The sequence below is a fragment of the Phenylobacterium sp. LjRoot97 genome (assembly GCF_964254345.1).
GTDB lineage: Bacteria > Pseudomonadota > Alphaproteobacteria > Caulobacterales > Caulobacteraceae > Phenylobacterium.
Window position 1 is genome coordinate 2,382,276 of record NZ_CAXUTH020000001.1, and the last position, 19,011, is coordinate 2,401,286.

Genomic DNA, 19,011 nt, shown 5'->3' on the forward strand with positions numbered 1-19,011 from the left:
CCGCGAAACCGGATTTCACTTCGCTGAGGCGATCCGGGCTCGGGTCGCTCGTCAGATCGGCGTCGACCGGCCGCAATGCACTTCATGTCAGCATTATCGCATAGGACGTTGTTTTTATGTGGATTGCAGACCTCATCCCGACACACGTCCATGGCGGGACACCCTGCTCCCGCACGGCGCCGCAGCATCGAAACCATCTATCTATTCAATAGGATAAGTTGATTGGGCTGGCCGCCCAATTGGTCCTAAGCTTCGCCCATCAGGGAGGACCGGCGATGATCATATCGCTGCCTCCGGTCAGCGCGGACCTCGAAGCCGTCGGCCGGAGACTGAAAGCCGTCCGCGAGGCCAGGGGCCTGGCGCTGGACGATCTCGCCGACCGGGCGAGGATTCCGCACACGCAGCTGTCGATGGCCGAACACGGCCGATTGCGCCTGCCCTCGACGCAGATGCACGCGCTGATCACCGCGCTGCACGTCTCGCCCCGGATCCTGTTCGAACCGGGGCTGGACGTTTCCGGATTGCGGCGGTTCTAGCCGGCCTTGGCGAAGTAGATCTCGGCCGGTCCCGGGAAGCGGCGGGCGCGGACGTCGTCGGCATAGCCGGCGACCGCCTTGCTGATCTCACCGCGCAGGTCGCCGTAGCGACGCACGAACTTGGGCGTCCAGTCGAACAGGCCCAGCATGTCGTCGGTGACCAGGATCTGACCGTCGCAGCCGGCCGAGGCGCCGATGCCGATGGTCGGGACCGAAATCGCCTCGGTGATCTCGCGGGCCAGACCCTCGGCCACGCCCTCGACCACGACCGCGAAGGCGCCGGCCTCGGCGGTGGCCTTGGCCTCCTGCAGGATGCGGGCGCGCTCGTCGCCGCCCTTGCCCTTGGCCTTGAAGCCGCCGTCGACGTGCACCGCCTGCGGGCGCAGGCCGACGTGGCCCATCACTGGGATGCCGCGCTTGACCAGGTAGTCGATGGTGTCGACCACGGTGGGGCCGCTCTCGACCTTGATCGCCTGGGCGCCGGTCTCCTTCATCACCCGCGCCGCATTGGCGTAGGCCACTTCAGGCGAGCCCTCGTACGAGCCGAACGGCATGTCGACGACCACCATCGCCCGCTTCGACGTCCGCATGACCGCCTGGCCATGCAGGATCATCATCTCCAGCGTCACGCCGACCGTGTTGGGCAGGCCGTGCACGACCATGCCCAGCGAGTCGCCGACCAGCAGCAGGTCGCAATGGTCGTCGAGGATCTCGGCCATCGGGGCGGTGTAGGCGGTGAGGCACACGACCGGCACCCCGCCCTTGCGGGCGGCGATATCGGGGGCGGCGATCCGCCGTACGGTTTCCTGACGCTGAGCCGACATCACTAAAACTCCTCGAACACTCGGGTCACCACGAAGCCGATGGCGAGCACCGCCATTCCGCTGGCGATCCATACCACGGAAGAGCCCGCCGGCAGCGCTGCGAGCAGATCCGAGCGCGGGGCCAATTGCTGCACCCCGGCCTGGAGCAGGCGCGTGGACCCTTCCGACGCGTTCTCCACCTGATGGACGAAGTTGGACATGATCAGCTGGCTGGCGCCGATGACGCCGCCGGCCAAGCCCGCGGCGCCGATGATCCAGCGCCGGATATTCCAGCCGCGGTTCAGCTTGCGCTCCACAGACACGGCGAAGGCCTTCTCGTCCGAGAAGGCCGGCGGTTCGGCGAAAAGGCGTTCAAGACGCCGCTCGAATTCGAGCTCAGCCATTCCCGCGCCTCCCTTCCAGCGGAGCGCCGTCGGCCGGCGCCAGTCGCGCTCTGAGCTTCTCCAGACCACGTTTGACATGCGACTTGACCGTTCCAAGCGGCAGATTCAAGGCGTCGGCCGCCTCGGCATGGGACAGCCCCGCGCCGTAGCACATCGACACGCAGATCCGCTCCGCCGCGCCCAGCCCCCGCAAAGCGTCGTCCAGGTCCATACGGCCGGCGGCGTCGGGCGTCGCGGCGACGTCCTCGTCCGCCGCGGTCAGCGCCGCGATCTTCCGTTCGCGCTGCAGGCGGCGCAGATAGGCCCGCGCCGCGATCTTGCGGACCCAGGCGACGAACGTGCCCTGCCCGCGGAACTCGCCGATCCGCTCGAAGGCGGTCAGGAACGCGTCCTGGGCCACGTCGTCCGCCTCGGCTGGCGGCGCGCCCATCCGGCGCAGCAGGCCGCGCACCGCCGAGCCATGCCGACGGACCAGCTCGCCGAACGCCGAGCGGTCGCCCGTGGCGGCCAGCGCGGCCAGTTCCACGTCATGGGCGCTTGCGAGCCTGTTGTTTTGAGAGCCCGACATCAGGGGCTTTCCCCTCCCCTTTGCGGGCTACTTGCCGCGGGAGATGAACGACAGCGCGATCAGCGCCAGCCCGATGAAGCCGGGGAACGCCGCCACGCCCAGCATCGGGTACAGCGCGTCGGGCTCGGAGAACGACACCGCCACGCCCAGCGAGGCGAAGCCGATCGCCACGCCCAGCCAGATGATCCCGGCGCGCATGTCGCGATACGACGAGGGCGGGGCCTTGGCGTCGCTGGTCAGCGCCTGGACGACCTCGGGCGGCAACTCCGCGCCCTTTTCGATCGACGCGCGCAGCGTCTCCTGGAGCTTCTGACGCTCCTGACTCTTCAGGTATCGCGGCACGATGACGATCGCGGCGATCATGGCGAAGAACCCCAGCGGGACCAGGATATCTTCCATTGTGCTCTTCCTTCTCTCAGTGCGGGTGGCTCATCGGCCCCGTTCTGATGGGAAGAGGCGCCGACCTAAGCGTACGGATGCAGGCGGGCGCATGAAATGTTCTTCATGTTGGTGAAGAACGCCCCCGCCCCTCAACCTAACTGAACTTCGCGGTGTAGGCGTCGGGCTTGAACCCCACCAGCAGCTGGCCATCGACGTCCAGAACCGGACGCTTGATCATCGACGGCTGCTCCAGCATCAGTGCGATGGCCTTGTCCTGGTTCAGGTTGGCCTTGTCGGCGTCCGCCAGCTTCCGGAACGTGGTGCCGGAGCGGTTCAGCAGCACCTCCCAGCCCACCTGGCCGGCCCAGCGCTCCAGGCTCGCACGGTCGATCCCGACCGCCTTGTAGTCGTGGAAGCCGTAGGCCACACCGTGATCGTCGAGCCAGGTGCGCGCCTTCTTCATCGTGTCGCACGCCTTGATGCCGTAGATCGTGATGCTCATCGGTCGAATCCGCCTGGGTCTAGCCAAGCTCCGACTTATCGCGACTACATCGTCAGCGCCACGCGCCCTTCGACCCGACCGGCCCGCAGATCGTCCAGCACCGCATTGACCTCGGCCAGGGGCCGAGCGGTCACGGTGGCCCTCACCTTGCCGTCGGCGGCGAAGGCGATCGACTCGGCCAGATCCCGGCGCGTGCCGACGATCGAGCCGCGGACCGTGATCCGCTTGAGCACGACGTCGAAGATCGGGGTCGGGAAGTCGCCGGGCGGCAGGCCGACCAGCGCCACCGTTCCCCGCCGCCGGGCGCAGGCGATGGCCTGTTGAAAGGCTGACGGCGACACCGCCGTCACCAGCACCCCATGCGCGCCGCCGTCGGTCAGACGCTGCACGCGCTCGATGGCGTCCGGCTGACGCGCGTCGACCGCCAGGTCCGCGCCCAGGTGGGACGCCAGGTCCAGCTTGTCCTGGGCGACGTCGATCGCCACGACGTTCAGGCCCATGGCCTTTGCGTACTGGATCGCCACGTGGCCCAGGCCGCCGATGCCCGAGATCACCACCCACTCTCCGGGCCGCGCCTCGGTCTCCTTCAGCCCCTTGTAGGTCGTCACCCCGGCGCAGAGGATCGGCGCCATGGCCACGAAATCGACGTCCTTGGGCAGCCGCCCGACGAACGGGGCGCTGGCCAGCACGTACTGCGCATAGGCGCCGTTGACGCTGTAGCCGGTGTTGCGCTGGCGCGTGCACAGCGTCTCCCAGCCGGTCTCGCAGAACTCGCAGGCCCGGCAGGCGTCGTAGAGCCACGGCACGCCGACCGCGTCGCCTTCCTTCAGATCGGCGACCCCCGCGCCCACGGCGGCCACATGGCCGACGCCTTCATGGCCCGGCACCAACGGCAGGGTCGGCTTGACCGGCCAGTCGCCGTCGATGGCGTGCAGGTCGGTGTGGCAGACGCCGCAGGCCGCGATCTTGACCAGCACCTCCCCCGGACCCGGCTGCGGGATCGGCAGTTCCTCGATGGTCAGCGGCTTGCCGAAGGCCCGCGCGACGGCGGCTTTCATGATCATGGGCGCGCTCCTGCGGGACTCGTCGCATCACGAAGTCGCTCGCCCCCGGCGCGGTTCCACGATGCCAGGCCCGCTCGGCACGAAAAAGGCCCGGCGGAGCGTTCCGCCGGGCCTCTTGTCTCGACCGTCAGCGCCCTTAGCGGGCGGCGACGATGATGATCTCGACCTTGTAGTCCGGGGTGGCCAGCTTGGCCTCGCCGGTGGCCCGGGCCGGGGCGTCCTTGCCATCGACCCACTTGTCCCACACCGCGTTCATCTCGGCGAAGTCGGCCATGTCGGCCAGCCAGATGGTGGCGGTCAGGATCTTGGACTTCTCGCTGCCCGTCGCGGCCAGCAGCTTTTCGATCTGGGCCAGCACCTGCTGGGTCTGGACGGTGACGCTCTCGCCCGGCGCGCCGACCTGACCCGCCAGATAGACCGTGTCGCCGTGGACGACGGCCTGGCTCATGCGGGGGCCGGCTTCGATACGTTCGATCGCCATGGGGCTCATTTCCTTCTCAGTTTGAATATCGCGAGATCGCCAGATCCCGGGTGTCGATGGCGCTCGCAGCGCCGCTGATCACGTCGGCGATCACCTGCCCTGATCCGCAGGCCATCGTCCAGCCGAGCGTGCCGTGCCCGGTGTTGAGGTAGAGGTTCCCGATCGGCGTCGCGCCGACTACGGGGGTGCCGTCCGGGGTCATCGGCCGCAGGCCCGACCAGAAGCTCGCCGCCGCGGCGTCGCCCGCCCCCGGAAACAGGCTCTGCATCGAGTGCTCCAGGGTCCGCCGGCGGCGCGGATGCAGGTCGTTGTTGAAGCCGGAAATCTCGGCCATGCCGCCGACCCGGATGCGATCGCCCAGCCGGGTGATCGCCACCTTGTAGCTCTCGTCCAGCAGGGTGGAGACCGGCGCGCGCTCGGCATTGAGGATCGGGGCGGTGATCGAGTAGCCCTTCACCGGATAGACCGGCAGCTTCATCCCGAACGGCCGCACCAAGGCCGGCGAATAGCTGCCCATCGCCACCAGGAAGGCGTCGGCCGTGACCTCGCCCCGACTCGTCCGCACGGCTGCGATGCGGTCGCCCTCCTTGCGCAGGCCGGCGATGGCGGTGTCGAACTGGAACTCGACGCCCAGGCCCTTGGCCAGTTCGGCCAGCGCATTGGTGAACTTGAAGCAGTCGCCGGTCTCGTCATGCGGCAGGCGCAGGCCGCCGACGATCGGCTCCAGCGCGTTGGCCAGGCCCGGCTCGGCGCCGGCGCAGCCCGCCGCGTCCAGGACCTCGTAGGGCACGCCGTACGACTTCAGCACCTCGACGTCCTTGCCGATGCCGTCCAGCTGCGCCTGGGTCCGGAACAGCTGCAGCGTACCGCGGCTGCGCTCGTCATAGGCGATGCCGGTGTCCGCCCGCAGGGCGATCAGCAGGTCGCGGCTGTATTCGGCCAGCCGCACCATGCGGCTCTTGTTGAGCGCATAGCGACCTTCCGTGCAGTTGCGCAGGATCGACAGCAGCCAGCCGATCGTCGCCGCGTCCAGCTTCGGCCGCAGGATCAGCGGCGCGTGCTCCATCAGCAGCCACTTCACGGCCTTGGCCGGAACGCCGGGCCCTGCCCAGGGCGAGGCGTAGCCCGGCGAGATTTCGCCCGCGTTCGCGAAGCTGGTCTCCAGCGCCGGTCCCGGCTGGCGCTCGAGCACCGTCACCTCGTGACCGGCCTTGGCGAGATAGTAGGCGGAGGTGACGCCGATCACCCCGCCGCCCAGGACTGCCACCTTCATGCGTCGATCTCCGCGCGCGCGTCATGGGTCAGGTAGGTGCGCGAATAGCGCTTCCCCAGCCCGGTCAGAATTTCATAGGCAATGGTCTCGGCGCCGGCCGCGACGGCTTCCAGCGTCTGGTTGAGGCCGATCAGGTCCACGAAGTCGCCTTCGCTCAGCGCCCCAGCCGGCAAATCGCTGACGTCCAGGGTCATGCTGTCCATCGACACCCGCCCGACGATCGGCAACCGAACGTCGCCGAAATAGGCTGCGGCCCGGCCGCCCAGCCGTCGAGGCCAGCCGTCGGCATAGCCGACGCTCACGCTCGCCAGTCGCCGCGGCTCGCGCGCGACATAGGTCAGGCCGTAACCGACGCCGGCGCCGGCTTCGATGCTCCGCAGTTGGATCACCCGCGCCTCCAGTCGCACGACCGGGCGGACAGGGCTCGCCGCCCCGTCGATCGGCGCCGCGCCATAAAGCGCCAACCCCGGACGCACGAGGTCCTGACGGAACTCCGGAGCGATGAACACGCCCGCGGAATTGGCCAGAGAGCGCGGGAGAGCGGGCCCGATGCGATCGGCCAACGCCTCGAAGCGCGCCAGTTGCTCCTGGTTCGCCGCCGCCCCCGGGGTGTCGCCGCAGGCCAGGTGGCTCATCACCAGCACCACCTCGACATCGTCCATCAGGCCGGCGGGAAGGTTGTCGATGTCGCCAGGCGCCAGGCCCAGGCGCGACATTCCGCTGTCGACCTGGACGACGCACGCCAGCCGAACGCCCCGCCGCCGGGCCTCCGCTCGCCAGCGTTCAATCTGAGGAAGCGAATTCAGCACCGGGACGACGCCCGCGTCGGCGCAGACGGCTTCAGCGCCCGGCGGCAGACCATTGAGCACGTAGATCCGCGCCTCGGCCGGCGCATGCGTGACGAGTGACAAAGCCTCAGTGATCACCGCCACGAAGAAGTCCCGGCAGCCGGCCTCCGCCAAGGTGCGGACGACGCGCTCGGCCCCGAGGCCGTAGGCGTCGGCCTTCACGACCGCGGCGGCGCGGGCCGGCGCGGCGCGCTCGGCGATGAGCGAATAGTTCGTGCGCAGCGCGGCAAGGTCGATGGTCAGGCGCCCGCCCGCCAGGGCCTCGGCCGGATCCTCGAAATTCGCCATCGCTCGCCTCCCGTCTGTCGGCGCGCTAGAGGCTACTCGAAGATTATTCGAACGTTTCGCCTCATCGTCGTATATTCAACGACCACGCGGCACATTGCGCATCTTTCTTGCACAACCAAGCAACACATGACCATCGCCCTGGATGACATCGACCGCAGCCTGATCCGACTCCTTCGGCTGGACGGCCGACGGCCCAACAGCGAACTGGCCGCCGAGGTCGGGCTGTCGGCCTCGGCCTGCCTGCGTCGCATCCGCATGCTCGAGGAACGCGGCGTCATTCGCGGCTACACCGCCATCATCGCCGCACCGGATTCCGAAGGTCGGATCATCGCCATCGTGCGTTTGACCCTCGAGAAGCAGACCGAGGAGTATCTGCGCCGCTTCGAGGCCGCCGTTCGCGAGCACCCCGAGATCGAGGAGTGCTACCTGATGACCGGCGACGTCGACTACATCCTGCGGGTCTCCGGCGCGAGCACCGCCGACTACGAGGCGATCCACACCGACATCCTCTCGCGGCTGCCCGGCGTCGCGCGCATCCATTCCAGCCTGGCGATGCGCAACGTCCTCCAGCAGCGCCCCGCCCGCCGCAAGGCCGGCTGATCCCGAGCCCGGAGGCCCGAGCGCACGAGGGGCCTCCTCGGTGGTTTTCGTCCCACAGATCGCGTTGTTGGTAGCATTTTACTTCAGCCGCGGGCCCGCCCGCGAGATGGCCCCCCGCCGGCGTCGACGCCGATGGCCGGCACGGGGGAAGCAAATCTGCGCCGCCGTTCAGACACCGGGATCTGGAGGATCGATTTGCGCACCTTTCCGGCACTCGCCATTGGTCTGATGCTGTCGACAACGGCGGTCCCCGTCGTGGCCGAGGCCGCACAGTGCACGCGCGGTTGGTCTGGCTCGGTGCAGTATTTCCGATCCCAAGCCGACAGCAATTCCAAGACCGTGGAGCGCGTCTCCCGCAAAGGCGTCGACACGACCACCTGGTCGATGACCTACGAATACGCTGCGCAGATCGCCGTGCGACCTGCGCCCGAGCCTGACCAGAGCCTCGGCCGTGCGAACATCAACCTGAGCTCGATCTCGACCGAGACCACGGCCGCCAACGACCAGCACATTTGCCCCGGCACGCGGACCCCGCGCGCCATGTCCGGCGCCTTCGTCACCAAGAGCCAGACCCGCGCCAACGGCAGCGGGCTCGAGGCTGGCGTCAACATCAGCATGAGCTCGAATGGCGAATACACCGTCGGCGTTCGGCTGCCCGAAGTGAAGGGAACCGCCTCGGGTTCGACGTCATCGAGCTACAGCGGCCAGTGCACCCCCAAGCAGGGCGTGAACCAGAGCATCGCCGACATGCCCACGACCATCAACGGGCTGACCTTCTCGAGCAGCGGCGAAGACCGGGTCTCGCCCTCCGACCCCGACCGGCTGTCTGGCAGCCACTCGGTCACGTCCTTTGGGACGACCGAAACCCTGAAATGGAACCTGCGCCGCTGCGGCGGCGCGCTGCGGCTGGTCGAGGTCAAGTTCGAGGACATGCGCTTCCCGACCTGGGAGGCCTGGCAGGAGATCTCCGAGCAGAAGGGCACGATCGACGGCAACATCGTCCGTGTGACGGCCACCGTCGCCAATGACGGCCCCGACGAGAAGTCGGCGACCATCAAGTTCCGCGAGACCTACAAGGGCGACAAGTGGGACGGCGACAAGCCTGACAGCCTGATCGAGGAGCTTTCGGTCACGGTCCCAGCCGGTGAGCAGGCCGAGGTGTCGTTCAAGTGGGATTCCTCGGGCTACGCCTGGTACGACGACGGCCGGCCGAGATTGGTCCAGCGCATCAGGACCGAGCTCGAAGACGCCGGAAAGAAGGTCGACGACAAGACCCAGAACCTGAAGGTCGCGCCTAAACCGCTCGTACTCGTGCACGGCCTATGGTCGAACTGGCGCGCCTGGGAGGTCTGGCAGAACATCCTCACCACCAGCCACTCCTACGACTGGAAGGCGTTCCCGGTCGGCGAAAAGCCTGAGCACGGCCGTATGCGCACCGGCGATGAAGTGGGCAATCTGGGCCCGACCAACACCATCGCCCAGAACGCCGTCGAGCTCGGCCTCTACGTCAAGTACGCCCAACAGGACCGCAACGCCTGGCACGTCGACATCGTGGCCCACTCGATGGGGGGTCTGATCAGCCGGCGATACATCCACGCGACCATGCCGACCTATCCCGACGGCAAACCGCAGGTCTCGCACCTGGTGATGCTCGGCACCCCGAATATGGGCAGCCGCTGCGCGGACATGATCAGCGCGCCGATGGAAACCGCCGGGGAGTCGATGGACGCTCTGCGCGATCTGCGGCCGAGCGTGGTGGCCCAATTCAACGCGGCCCACGCCAACCGCAAGGGCGTCGAGTTCTCGGTCCTGGCCGGAAATCCCCTGCCCGCCATCTGCTATATGTTCGACGCCAACGACGGCGTGGTGACCGTTCCCTCCGCGACCTGGACCATCGCCGACACCGAGCAGCAGAGCGTCCTGCATACGAGCATGACCGGCGTGGAGGGCTTCTCGTCCTTCGTGAAGCCGCGGGTCGCGATCGGCCCCAAGGCCGCGGCCCAGCCGGTGAAACTGTCGGCGCTCAGCGCCCTTGGCCAGGGCCTCGACGCCTCGGACGGCAGTGCGGCCGACGTCGCCGTCCCCGACTTCTCGCAGATCGCGAAGCTGGCCCCGGGCCAGACCCTGAAGGTCGTCATCCCGGTCAGGCAGGCCCGAAACCTGGGCGTGACCTTCGTGGCCGCCAGCCAGGTCTCCGCGACCCTGACCGACGACAAGGGCGCCGTCGCCGCCGAGAACCTCGCGGGCAAGCCCGAGGCCAGCCAGATCTTCAGATCGCTGTACGTCGAGAGGCCGATCACCCCGGGCGACTGGACGTTGACCCTTCGGAACGAGGATCAGGTCGAACGCAAAGTCGTGCTCTCGACCTGGTCGAGCCCGAGCTGACCCTTCCGGCAGGTAAGTGCGGTCAGCGGCGGAAAACCTGCCGCTAGCCCCCTATTCCCACTCGATCGTGCCGGGCGGCTTGGAGGTCACATCGTAGACGACGCGGTTCACGCCGCGCACCTCGTTGATGATCCGCGTGGCGCAGCGGCCGAGAACTTCCCAAGGAAATTCAAAGAAGTCCGCCGTCATCCCGTCGGTCGAGGTGACCGCCCGCAGGGCCAGAACGTCCTCGTAGGTGCGCGCATCGCCCATCACCCCTACCGTCTTAACCGGCAGCAATACGGCGAACGCCTGCCAGATGCTGTCGTAGAGCCCGGCCTTGCGGATTTCCTCGAGATAGATGGCGTCGGCCTGCTGCAGCACGGCGACCTTTTCGCGGGTGATCTCGCCCGGAATACGGATCGCCAGACCCGGGCCAGGGAACGGATGGCGGCCGACGAACTGCGGCGGCAGGCCCAGTTCGACGCCCAGCACCCGCACCTCGTCCTTGAACAGTTCGCGCAGCGGCTCGACCAGCTTGAGCTTCATGTAGTCGGGCAGACCGCCGACATTGTGGTGGCTCTTGATCACCGCCGACGGCCCGCCGCGCGCCGAAACGCTTTCGATGACGTCGGGATAGAGCGTGCCCTGGGCGAGGAAGTTGGCCCCGTCGATCTTCGCCGCTTCCTTGTCGAAGACGTCGATAAACAGCTTGCCGATGGTCTTGCGCTTGGTCTCCGGGTCCGAAACGCCGGCCAGCTCGCCGAGGAAAAGATCACCGGCGTCAACGTGGACGAGCGGAATGTTGTAGTGATCGCGGAACATGGTCACGACCTGGGTGGCCTCGTCCTTCCGCAACAACCCGGTATCGACGAACACGCAGGTCAGCTGGTCGCCGATCGCCTCGTGGATCAGCACCGCGGCGACCGAGCTGTCGACCCCGCCGGACAGACCGCAGATCACCTTCCCCTCGCCCACCTGGTCGCGGATCTTCTGGACCATCTCCTGGCGAAACGCCGCCATGGTCCAGTCGCCCTTAAGGCCGGCGATCTTGTGGACGAAGTTACGCAGCATCAGCGCGCCGCGGGGGGTGTGCGCCACCTCCGGGTGGAACTGGATGCCGTAGTAGCGGCGGCCTTCGTCGGCGATCACCGCAAAGGGTGAGCCTTCCGACACCGCCACCGCCTCGAAGCCCATCGGCAGGGCCGTGACCTTGTCGCCGTGGCTCATCCAGACCACCTCGCGGTGGCCGATCCCGCCCAGGCCGTCGAGCAGCGGGCTTTCCTTGACGATCTCGATCTCGGCGCGGCCGAATTCGCGGGTCGTGCCCGGTTCGACCCGGCCGCCCAGTTCGGCGCACATGGTCTGCTCGCCGTAGCAGATGCCCAGCACCGGCACGCCCAGTTCGAAGATCTTCTTGGTGACGGCCGGGCTCTCGTCCTCGTGGACGCTGGCCGGGCCGCCGGACAGGATCACCGCCTTCGGCGAGAAGCCGCCTAGCACGTCGTCGATCTTGTCGAACGGATGGATCTCGCAATAGACGCCGCTCTCGCGAACCCGACGGGCGATGAGTTGGGTCACCTGGCTGCCGAAATCGACGATCAGGACTTTCTCGTGGGCGGGCTGGGTCATTGCGGGGTCCATTTGGCGCGCTCAAGCACGGCGACGAAGAAGCCGTCGGTGGCCGAGCTGCGGGGCGAGAGGCGAAGGAAACCCTCCGCCGTGAGATGGGAAACGAGGTGCGGGTTCTGGGTGGCCGGGATCACGCGGAAGTCCATCCAGCGCTCGAGGAAGGCCGCGACGCGGTCCTCGTCCTCCTCGGGCAGTACCGAACAGGTGACGTAGACGATCCGCCCGCCAGGCTTCACGAACTGGACGCCGTGGTCGAGCACCGCGTCCTGGTCGGCCGTGCGTTGCGCCAGGGTCGCCGGCTTCAGCCGCCACTTCGTGTCCGGGTGCCGACGCCAGGCGCCGGTGCCGGTGCAGGGCGCGTCGATGAAGACCACGTCGATCTTGCCGTCGAGCCCCTTCAGCGCGTCGGCGTAGATCGGCGAGCGGACCTGCAGGTTCCGCACCCCGGCCCGCTCGGACCGGCGGACGGTGTCGGCCAGCCGCCGCGCTTCGCTGTCGTAGGCGTAGATCTGGCCCTTGTTGGCCATCGCGGCGGCCAGGGCCAGGGTCTTGCCCCCGCCCCCGGCGCACAGGTCCAGCACCTGCTTGCCGGCGATCTCACCGGCGGCCTCCGCGGCGATCTGTGAGGCCAGGTCCTGGACTTCGAACCAGCCCTTGGAGAAAGCCGGAACGGCCTCCAGCGATTGGCTGCGCTGGCTGGGATCCGGCGCGGCGATGCGCAAGGCGTTGGGCAGGACGCCGGTCGGCTCGGCGTTGAGCGGCACCAGCGCCTTCAGCGCCTGCTCGGCGTCGGTCTTCAGGGTGTTGACCCGCAGGTCCACCGGCGCGCGCTCGGACAGCATCGCCCCTTCGAGAGCCGCATCGTGCCCGAAGGCGCGACCGAACGAGGGTTGGAGCCACTCGGGATAGTCGCCCCGGATCGACGGCGGCGCGTCGGCGAGGTCGCGGGGCTGCACCAGGGCCGCACGCTCGGTGTCGCTGAGCTCGCCGGGCCCGTGCGGCGCATCGGCCGCGGCCTCGGCGATCCGTTCGACCGGCCAGTTCCACAGCACGTGCAGGGCGCTGAACACCGCAGCCCTGGGGCTGTCGTCGCCCATGCGCCAAGCCAGCGAGCGGCGGCGGCGCAGGACGTCGAGCACCAAGCCCGAGACCCAGGCGCGGTCCTTGGAACCAGCAAATCGCGACGCATCGCCCCACGCCTTCAGCGCCAGCTTCACAGGCCGGTGGCGCGTCTCGACGTCGGTGAGAATCTCGATGGCTGCGGAGAGGCGTCCGCCGTCACGCAAAGGCTATTCTCATAGTCAGAGGAAGATGGCGGCCACGACCGCCAAAGTGCCGCCGAACCCTACGAACCAGACCAGGCTGCGCGCAAAGGGAACGGCGAGGATGTAGGCGAACGGGTGCAGTGCGCGACCGACGACATAGAGCAGCGAGCCCCACATCGTCAGATCGCCGAGCTTGGCCGCGAGGTACGCCACGACAACCGCCGCGGCGTGAAGCGGAAACGTCTCCATGAAGTTGGAGAACGAGCGTTCCAGCCGCGCGGCGTTTCCAGAAAGCGGCCGGGGTTCGTCACGCGGCCCCCTGCCCCACTCCAGTCCCTGCTGCCCCCGAGCCGCGACCGCCGCCCAGATCAACTGCACCAGGCCGATGATCACGGCCACGCCCAGCAGCTTCAGTTCGACGGCCATGGTCATCAGACCGGGCTCGTATAGTTCGGAGACTCGCGGGTCATCATCACGTCATGAACGTGGCTTTCGCGAAGTCCCGCGCCGGTGATGCGGATGAACCGCGCCTTGTTGCGGAAGGTCTCGAGGTCCGGCGCGCCCACATAGCCCATGGCCGCCCGGAGGCCGCCGACCATCTGGTGCACGATGGCCCCAATCGGCCCCTTGTAGGCGACCTGGCCCTCGATGCCTTCCGGCACCAGCTTCAGCGCCGAGACTTCCTTCTGGAAGTAGCGGTCGGCCGAGCCGTTGGCCATGGCGCCGAGCGAACCCATGCCGCGGTACGCCTTGTAGGAGCGGCCCTGATAGAGGAACACCTCGCCCGGAGCCTCGTCGGTGCCGGCGAAGGCCGAACCCATCATGGCCACCTGGGCGCCCATGGCGAGCGCCTTGGCCAGATCGCCCGAGTACTTGATGCCGCCGTCGGCGATGACCGGAACGTCGGTGCCCTTGGCGGCGCGAACCGCGTCGGCGATGGCGGTCAGCTGCGGCACGCCCACGCCCGCGACGATGCGGGTGGTGCAGATCGAGCCCGGACCGATGCCGACCTTCACGGCGTCGGCGCCGGCGTCGATCAGGGCCCGCGCGCCTTCATAGGTGGCGACGTTGCCAGCGACGATCTGCACGCGGTTGGTTTCGCGCTTCAGGCGGCCGACGGCCTTGGCGACATCGGCGTTGTGGCCGTGGGCGGTGTCGATCACCACCACGTCCACGCCAGCGTCGACCAGCGCCATCGAGCGCTCGTAGCCGGCGTCGCCGACGGTCGAGGCGGCGCCGACCAGCAGGCGGCCCTGGGCGTCCTTGGCCGCTGACGGATAGGCCTGGGCCTTTTCCATGTCCTTGACCGTGATCAGGCCGACCGCGTGATAGTCGTCGTCGACGACGATCAGGCGTTCGATCTTGTGCTTGCGCAGCAGCTCACGAGCCTCGGCCTGGGTGACGCCCTGGCGCACGACGATCAGGTTGTCCTTGGTCATCAGCTCCCGGGCCGGGATGTCGTCGCGGCCCTCGAAGCGCATGTCGCGGTTCGTCAGGATGCCGACCAGCTTGCCCGTGCCCGGCTCGACGACCGGAAAGCCCGAGATCTTGCGGCGCGCCTTGATCTCGCGGACCTCGCGCAGCGTGGTCTCCGGGTGAATGGTCAGCGGATTGATGACCATCCCGCTTTCGTAGCGCTTCACCTCGCGGACCTGGTCGGCCTGCTCCTCGACGGTGAGGTTCCGGTGCAGCACGCCCAGACCGCCAGCCTGGGCCATGGCGATGGCGAGGCGGCTTTCGGTGACCGTGTCCATGGCGGAGGACACGAGGGGAATGTTGAGACTGATTTCGCGAGTGAACTTGGTGGCGGTGTCCACCTGGGTGGGCATCACGTCGGACGCACCCGGTTCCAGCAAAACGTCGTCGAAGGTGAGACCTTCGCGAATGTCCATGTAAGGCTCCATTTTGCGAGCCGCGTATAAGCCCTCTCGGGCGCTCCCGGCAAGGGCCGGATCGAGCGTAATCATGCCGCAGCGTGCTCCTTTTGAGGTTGGTGACGGTTCTGAAGGCCGAAAGTCATGGCGAACATGACCAGGCAAAGCCCCGACGACAGCGCCAAGGCCAGGGTCGGCGACTCGGCCAATGCAAGGCCGTAGAGGGCTGGACCGGCCACCTGCAGCACGAGCGCCGGGCGCGACAGCAGGGCTGAGCGGTAGCCGTAGTTGGCGGGCCCGAAGAGGGTGAGCGGCAGAACGCCCTTGGCGACCGTGATCATGCCGTTGCCCCCGCCCTGCCCCAGCGCCATCAGGGGCGCGGCCTGGGCGCCGAGTGCGGCCAGGCAGGACGCGCCAAGCGGATGCAGCAAGGTCGCCAGTCGCGTGGAGATCAGGATCGGCACGCGGCGCAGGACTGTGAACTCGGCCAGGCGCACGCCGACGGCCGCAAAGCCGACCAGCCCGGCGACCGCGGCCGCGCGGCCAGGGGGGAGGCCGAAGCTCGCCAGCAGCCTGGGCAGGTGGTTGGCCATGGCGCTGGAAATGAACCAGGCGCAGGCGAAGATCGTGGCGAGCTGGATCATGCGGCGGTCCCAGACCACGGGCGCGGCGGGCTGGTCGGCCGCATGGCGAGCGTGCGCAAGGATCTTTGGCGTGACCACTGCGACGAGCGGCAGGCAGATCAGCAGGTGTACCGCCGCCCAGGCCAGGCAGGCGCCGCGCCAGCCCCAGGTCTCGGCGAGCCAGGCGGTGACTGGCCATCCGACGGCTGAACCCAATCCGCCCAACACAGCCACGCCGGTGATCGGCCGACGGGCCTCCTCGCCGTAGAGCGACACCAGAATGGCGAAGGGCGTGCCGTACATGCCGATGGTCATGCCCAGGCCAAGCACCGCCATGCCGAGGCCAAGGCCGATCGCATCAGGCGCCCAGCCGAGCAGGGCCAAGGCCAGCGCAAAGATCACGTTGGAGGCCAACAGCACGACCTTGCCGCCTCGCCGATCGATCCAGCGGCCCGCGGCGGTCGAGAGGATCGGCGACACCGCGAGGGACGCTGACGTGAGCGCGAACAAGACGGTCGGAGCGAGATGAAGGTCGCGGGCGATCGGGTCGCCCAGGGCGCCCATCAGGTAGTAGCTGGAGGCGAAAGCGACGATCTGGCCAAGGCCCAGGATCAGCGTGACGAGCAGCTTAGGCGGTCGCGACTGGGTGGGCTCTCCTGACATGGCGAGCTTCTGAGGCAATTGGTCTTTTGAGGAAAACGATATATTCGACGCGAGATGTTCGAAAATCTCACATCACGAGCCATCCCCTCGCTGAACGCCCTGCGGGCCTTCGAGGCGATGGCGCGCACTGGCCGGGCGACATTGGCGGCCGACGAGTTGAACGTCACCCACAGCGCCGTCAGCCGCCAGGTCAAGGCGCTCGAAGACCAACTCGGCGTGCGACTGTTCAGCGGCCCCAAGCACCGGCTGGAGCTGACCGACGCCGGCCGGCGGTTGCTGCCCGCGCTGACCTCGGCCTTCGATCAGATCGCCACCGCCGTCGGGCAGGTCCGCGCCGGCGGCGAGGACCTCTTGATCGCGGTGAACGCCAGCGTCTCGGTGAAGTGGCTGATCCCGCGGCTGGCCCGCTTCACGGCCGCCCACCCGAACGTGAACCTGCAATTGGCCGAGTTGCCTTCGCACGCCACGTCATATCGCGGGGCGCATGCGGTCGTCCGCATCGTTCCGAGCAGCCGCCTCAGCGAGCCGGAGACGACAGGCTTCATCGCCAACCACCTGGGCCTGGTGATGTCCCCCGCCCTCGCCGAGCGCTTCGCCGGCGCGCCGCAGGCCGCGCCGCGGCTGACGGCCCAGACCCATCCGCAAGGGTGGGCCATCTGGGCCGCCTTGACCGGCGTTGATCTGCCCCCGGGCCCGGAGCAGCCGTTCGCCCACCTCCACTTCGCGATCGACGCCGCGATCGCCGGACTGGGAGCTGCAGTCATGCCCTGGCCGCTCGTAGCGGACTACATCCGCAACGGACGGCTGGTCGCGCCGATGGGCTTCCGCAAGGCGGAGAGCGCCTTCGCGATGACCGCGACGTCGGGAGTCACCAGCCGTGCGCTCGACCGGTTCCGCGACTGGCTGCTGGCTGAAGGCGCCGGGACCGCCCCCGCGCCAGTCAGCCCTTGAAGCCGGTCGCGATCAGATAGACTTCCGAGGAATCGGCGCGGCTGGCCTTCGGCTTGAGGTTCTTCACATCCGTGAAGTGCCGCTTGAGCAGGCCGATGACCTCCGCCGTCTCCCCGCCCTGGAATGCTTTGGCGACGAATGCGCCGCCCGGCTTCAGAACGCTGATCGCGAAATCCGCGGCCGCCTCGATCAGACCCATGATCCGCAGGTGGTCGGTCCGCCTATGGCCCACCGTGTTTGGCGCCATGTCCGACAGCACGACGTCCGGCAGCCCGCCCAGCAACTCGATAAGCTTGGGGCCGCATTCCGGATCGGTGAAGTCCATCTCCAGAATGTGGGCGGGCGGCAACGGATCGACGGGGAGCAGATCGACCCCGACGATGTTGGTGACGCCGCGCTCGATCGCCACCTGCGTCCAGCCCCCGGGCGCCAGGCCGAGGTCGATGACCCGCGCGCCAGGCTTCAGAAACTTCAGACGGTCGTCGAGCTCGGTCATCTTGTAGGCCGCGCGGCTGCGATAGCCGTGCGCGCGCGCCTTGGCCGAGAACGGGTCATTGATCTGCCGATTCAGCCAGGCCTGCTGGGACGGCGTGCGATCCTTGGCCGTCTTGAGGCGGGCGGGTTTTCCCCGGCCCTCTTCCAGTCCGCCAGACGGCGGTTTGACCATACGCTTGCGGGGAGGTTCGCTCATTCGGAAGCGTTTACAGCGGAACCCGCGCTCGATCCACGGCCGCGCCGACGGCGGCGTCGGCGTTTGCGCTTCCCGGCCCCCGACATCAGCGACATCAGGATGCCTTCTCGCAGTCCGCGGTCGGCGACGCGCACGCGTGTGCAGGGCCAGAGTTCCTGCACCGCCTGCAAGATGGCGGCGCCGGCCAGCACCAGGTCAGCGCGGTCAGGCCCGATGCACGGCTGTCCGGCGCGCTCCTGGGGACTGAGCTCAAGCAGCATCTGGGCGGCGGCGTCGCATTCGGCCCGGCTCATCCAGATCCCGTCGACGACGCTGCGATCGTAACGCCGCAGACCAAGGTGCATCCCCGCCAGGCTGGTGATCGCGCCGGAAGTCCCAACCAGATGCGCAGCGCCCGCGTCGAATATCGGCCGCAGTTCGTCCGCGTGCCGGAAGCCGGCGAGTTCGCGTTTTACGGCGTCGACCATGGCCCGGTACCAGGCCTCGGTCGCCCGTTCGCCCTCCGGGAAGCGCTCGGCCAGAGTGACCACGCCGATCGGAATCGACAGCCACGCCTTGATCGGCAGTTGTGAGGCCGAGAACTTGCCGAGTTCGGTGTCCAAGCCGCCTGCGGTCAGGTCGACCCACGAAAGCTCCGTCGAACCGCCGCCGACATCGACCACCAGCGCAGCCTGCGCCTGGCGATCGAGCAGGTTGAGGCAGCCGGCCACCGACAGGTGCGCCTCTTCCCGCGGCGTGATGATCTGAAGATTCAGTCCGGTCTCGGCGGCGACCCGCGCCACGAACTCCGCGCCGTTGTCGGCCGCACGGCAGGCCTGAGTGGCGATCGCCTTGAGCTTGATCACCTTGCGGCGGCGCACCTTTTCGGCGCTGACCTTGAGCGCGGCGAGCGCACGTTCCATGGCTGCGTCAGATAGTCGCCCCGTCTGCGAGAGGCCTTCGCCGAGCCGCACGATGCGCGAATAGGCCTCTACGACGCGAAATCCTCGCCCCATAGGGGTTGCGATGAGCAGGCGGCAATTGTTCGTACCCAGATCGAGCGCGCCATAGCACGGCGAATCCGCCGCCGACGCGACCGGGGGTTTCCGGGACCCGGAGTCTGCAATCCGATCAAGCGTCGCGGTCACCGGAACGGCGACCAAAACGCTTGCATTTCAAGGCCTTGGAGCACGTTCCGCCCGAACGCGCTCAACAGCGCCA

Annotated in this window: 20 protein-coding genes; 4 read left to right on the forward strand and 16 right to left on the reverse strand. The window is 68.1% G+C overall.

Annotated elements, in window-relative coordinates; translation table 11 throughout:
- The first annotated feature begins 275 nt into the window (after positions 1-275).
- Positions 276-536, forward strand: coding sequence for a helix-turn-helix domain-containing protein (locus ACSQ2H_RS11870; RefSeq protein ID WP_436061594.1), 261 nt, complete (start codon positions 276-278; stop codon positions 534-536).
- On the opposite strand, the gene panB is transcribed toward ACSQ2H_RS11870, so the two are convergent.
- From panB to alr, 9 genes are all read right to left on the reverse strand, one after another.
- Positions 533-1,360 (reverse strand): 3-methyl-2-oxobutanoate hydroxymethyltransferase, encoded by an 828-nt coding sequence (gene panB / locus ACSQ2H_RS11875; protein ID WP_436061595.1) that lies wholly within the window; start codon positions 1,358-1,360, stop codon positions 533-535. The two genes, ACSQ2H_RS11870 and panB, sit on opposite strands and share 4 nt — an antisense overlap.
- Positions 1,361-1,362: 2 nt before the next feature.
- Positions 1,363-1,743, reverse strand: a complete 381-nt coding sequence (locus ACSQ2H_RS11880) for a hypothetical protein (RefSeq protein WP_436061596.1) — start codon at positions 1,741-1,743, stop codon at positions 1,363-1,365.
- Positions 1,736-2,311, reverse strand: coding sequence for an RNA polymerase sigma factor (locus tag ACSQ2H_RS11885; RefSeq protein ID WP_436061597.1), 576 nt, complete (start codon positions 2,309-2,311; stop codon positions 1,736-1,738). Before ACSQ2H_RS11885 ends, ACSQ2H_RS11880 begins: the two co-directional genes overlap by 8 nt.
- A gap of 27 nt (positions 2,312-2,338) precedes the next feature.
- Positions 2,339-2,710, reverse strand: a complete 372-nt coding sequence (locus ACSQ2H_RS11890; protein ID WP_436061598.1) for a DUF6249 domain-containing protein — start codon at positions 2,708-2,710, stop codon at positions 2,339-2,341.
- A 136-nt stretch (positions 2,711-2,846) separates the two neighbouring features.
- The gene (locus tag ACSQ2H_RS11895) at positions 2,847-3,194 is read right to left on the reverse strand and encodes an ArsC family reductase (protein WP_436061599.1); all 348 of its coding nucleotides are present in this window, start codon (positions 3,192-3,194) and stop codon (positions 2,847-2,849) included.
- 44 nt (positions 3,195-3,238) lie between these two features.
- Positions 3,239-4,252 carry an alcohol dehydrogenase AdhP gene (gene adhP / locus ACSQ2H_RS11900; RefSeq protein ID WP_436063568.1) on the reverse strand — a complete coding sequence of 338 codons (1,014 nt, stop codon included), beginning with the start codon at positions 4,250-4,252 and terminating at the stop codon, positions 3,239-3,241.
- A gap of 142 nt (positions 4,253-4,394) precedes the next feature.
- Positions 4,395-4,739, reverse strand: a complete 345-nt coding sequence (locus ACSQ2H_RS11905) for a RidA family protein (RefSeq protein WP_436061600.1) — start codon at positions 4,737-4,739, stop codon at positions 4,395-4,397.
- 16 nt (positions 4,740-4,755) lie between these two features.
- Positions 4,756-6,012 carry a D-amino acid dehydrogenase gene (locus ACSQ2H_RS11910; RefSeq protein ID WP_436061601.1) on the reverse strand — a complete coding sequence of 419 codons (1,257 nt, stop codon included), beginning with the start codon at positions 6,010-6,012 and terminating at the stop codon, positions 4,756-4,758.
- The gene (gene alr / locus ACSQ2H_RS11915) at positions 6,009-7,148 is read right to left on the reverse strand and encodes an alanine racemase (RefSeq protein ID WP_436061602.1); all 1,140 of its coding nucleotides are present in this window, start codon (positions 7,146-7,148) and stop codon (positions 6,009-6,011) included. Before alr ends, ACSQ2H_RS11910 begins: the two co-directional genes overlap by 4 nt.
- Before the next feature lie 126 nt (positions 7,149-7,274).
- Between alr and ACSQ2H_RS11920 the strand changes: the two genes are divergently transcribed.
- Positions 7,275-7,748, forward strand: a complete 474-nt coding sequence (locus ACSQ2H_RS11920) for an Lrp/AsnC family transcriptional regulator (protein WP_436061603.1) — start codon at positions 7,275-7,277, stop codon at positions 7,746-7,748.
- A gap of 195 nt (positions 7,749-7,943) precedes the next feature.
- Positions 7,944-10,133 (forward strand): esterase/lipase family protein, encoded by a 2,190-nt coding sequence (locus ACSQ2H_RS11925; protein ID WP_436061604.1) that lies wholly within the window; start codon positions 7,944-7,946, stop codon positions 10,131-10,133.
- Between the two features lie 51 nt (positions 10,134-10,184).
- On the opposite strand, the gene guaA is transcribed toward ACSQ2H_RS11925, so the two are convergent.
- From guaA to ACSQ2H_RS11950, 5 genes are all read right to left on the reverse strand, one after another.
- A complete protein-coding gene (guaA, locus tag ACSQ2H_RS11930) occupies positions 10,185-11,744 on the reverse strand; it encodes a glutamine-hydrolyzing GMP synthase (protein WP_436061605.1) in 1,560 nt (519 codons plus the stop codon).
- Positions 11,741-13,030, reverse strand: a complete 1,290-nt coding sequence (locus ACSQ2H_RS11935) for an RsmB/NOP family class I SAM-dependent RNA methyltransferase (protein ID WP_436061606.1) — start codon at positions 13,028-13,030, stop codon at positions 11,741-11,743. Before ACSQ2H_RS11935 ends, guaA begins: the two co-directional genes overlap by 4 nt.
- 15 nt (positions 13,031-13,045) lie before the next feature.
- Positions 13,046-13,441, reverse strand: a complete 396-nt coding sequence (locus tag ACSQ2H_RS11940) for an MAPEG family protein (RefSeq protein WP_436061607.1) — start codon at positions 13,439-13,441, stop codon at positions 13,046-13,048.
- Positions 13,441-14,901, reverse strand: coding sequence for an IMP dehydrogenase (gene guaB / locus ACSQ2H_RS11945; RefSeq protein WP_436061608.1), 1,461 nt, complete (start codon positions 14,899-14,901; stop codon positions 13,441-13,443). Before guaB ends, ACSQ2H_RS11940 begins: the two co-directional genes overlap by 1 nt.
- A 71-nt stretch (positions 14,902-14,972) precedes the next feature.
- Entirely contained in the window at positions 14,973-16,169 is a 1,197-nt protein-coding gene (locus ACSQ2H_RS11950) for an MFS transporter (protein ID WP_436061609.1), read from the reverse strand.
- 54 nt (positions 16,170-16,223) lie between these two features.
- Here ACSQ2H_RS11950 and ACSQ2H_RS11955 point away from each other — a divergent pair, with 54 nt between their 5' ends.
- On the forward strand, positions 16,224-17,120 hold the full coding sequence (locus ACSQ2H_RS11955) for a LysR family transcriptional regulator (RefSeq protein WP_436061610.1): 897 nt from the start codon (positions 16,224-16,226) through the stop codon (positions 17,118-17,120).
- Here the strand turns inward: ACSQ2H_RS11955 and ACSQ2H_RS11960 are convergent.
- Entirely contained in the window at positions 17,110-17,811 is a 702-nt protein-coding gene (locus ACSQ2H_RS11960; protein WP_436061611.1) for an RlmE family RNA methyltransferase, read from the reverse strand. The genes ACSQ2H_RS11955 and ACSQ2H_RS11960 overlap by 11 nt on opposite strands.
- A complete protein-coding gene (locus ACSQ2H_RS11965) occupies positions 17,808-18,938 on the reverse strand; it encodes a Ppx/GppA phosphatase family protein (protein WP_436061612.1) in 1,131 nt (376 codons plus the stop codon). The genes ACSQ2H_RS11960 and ACSQ2H_RS11965 overlap by 4 nt, the downstream gene beginning before the upstream one ends.
- Positions 18,939-19,011 lie beyond the last annotated feature (73 nt).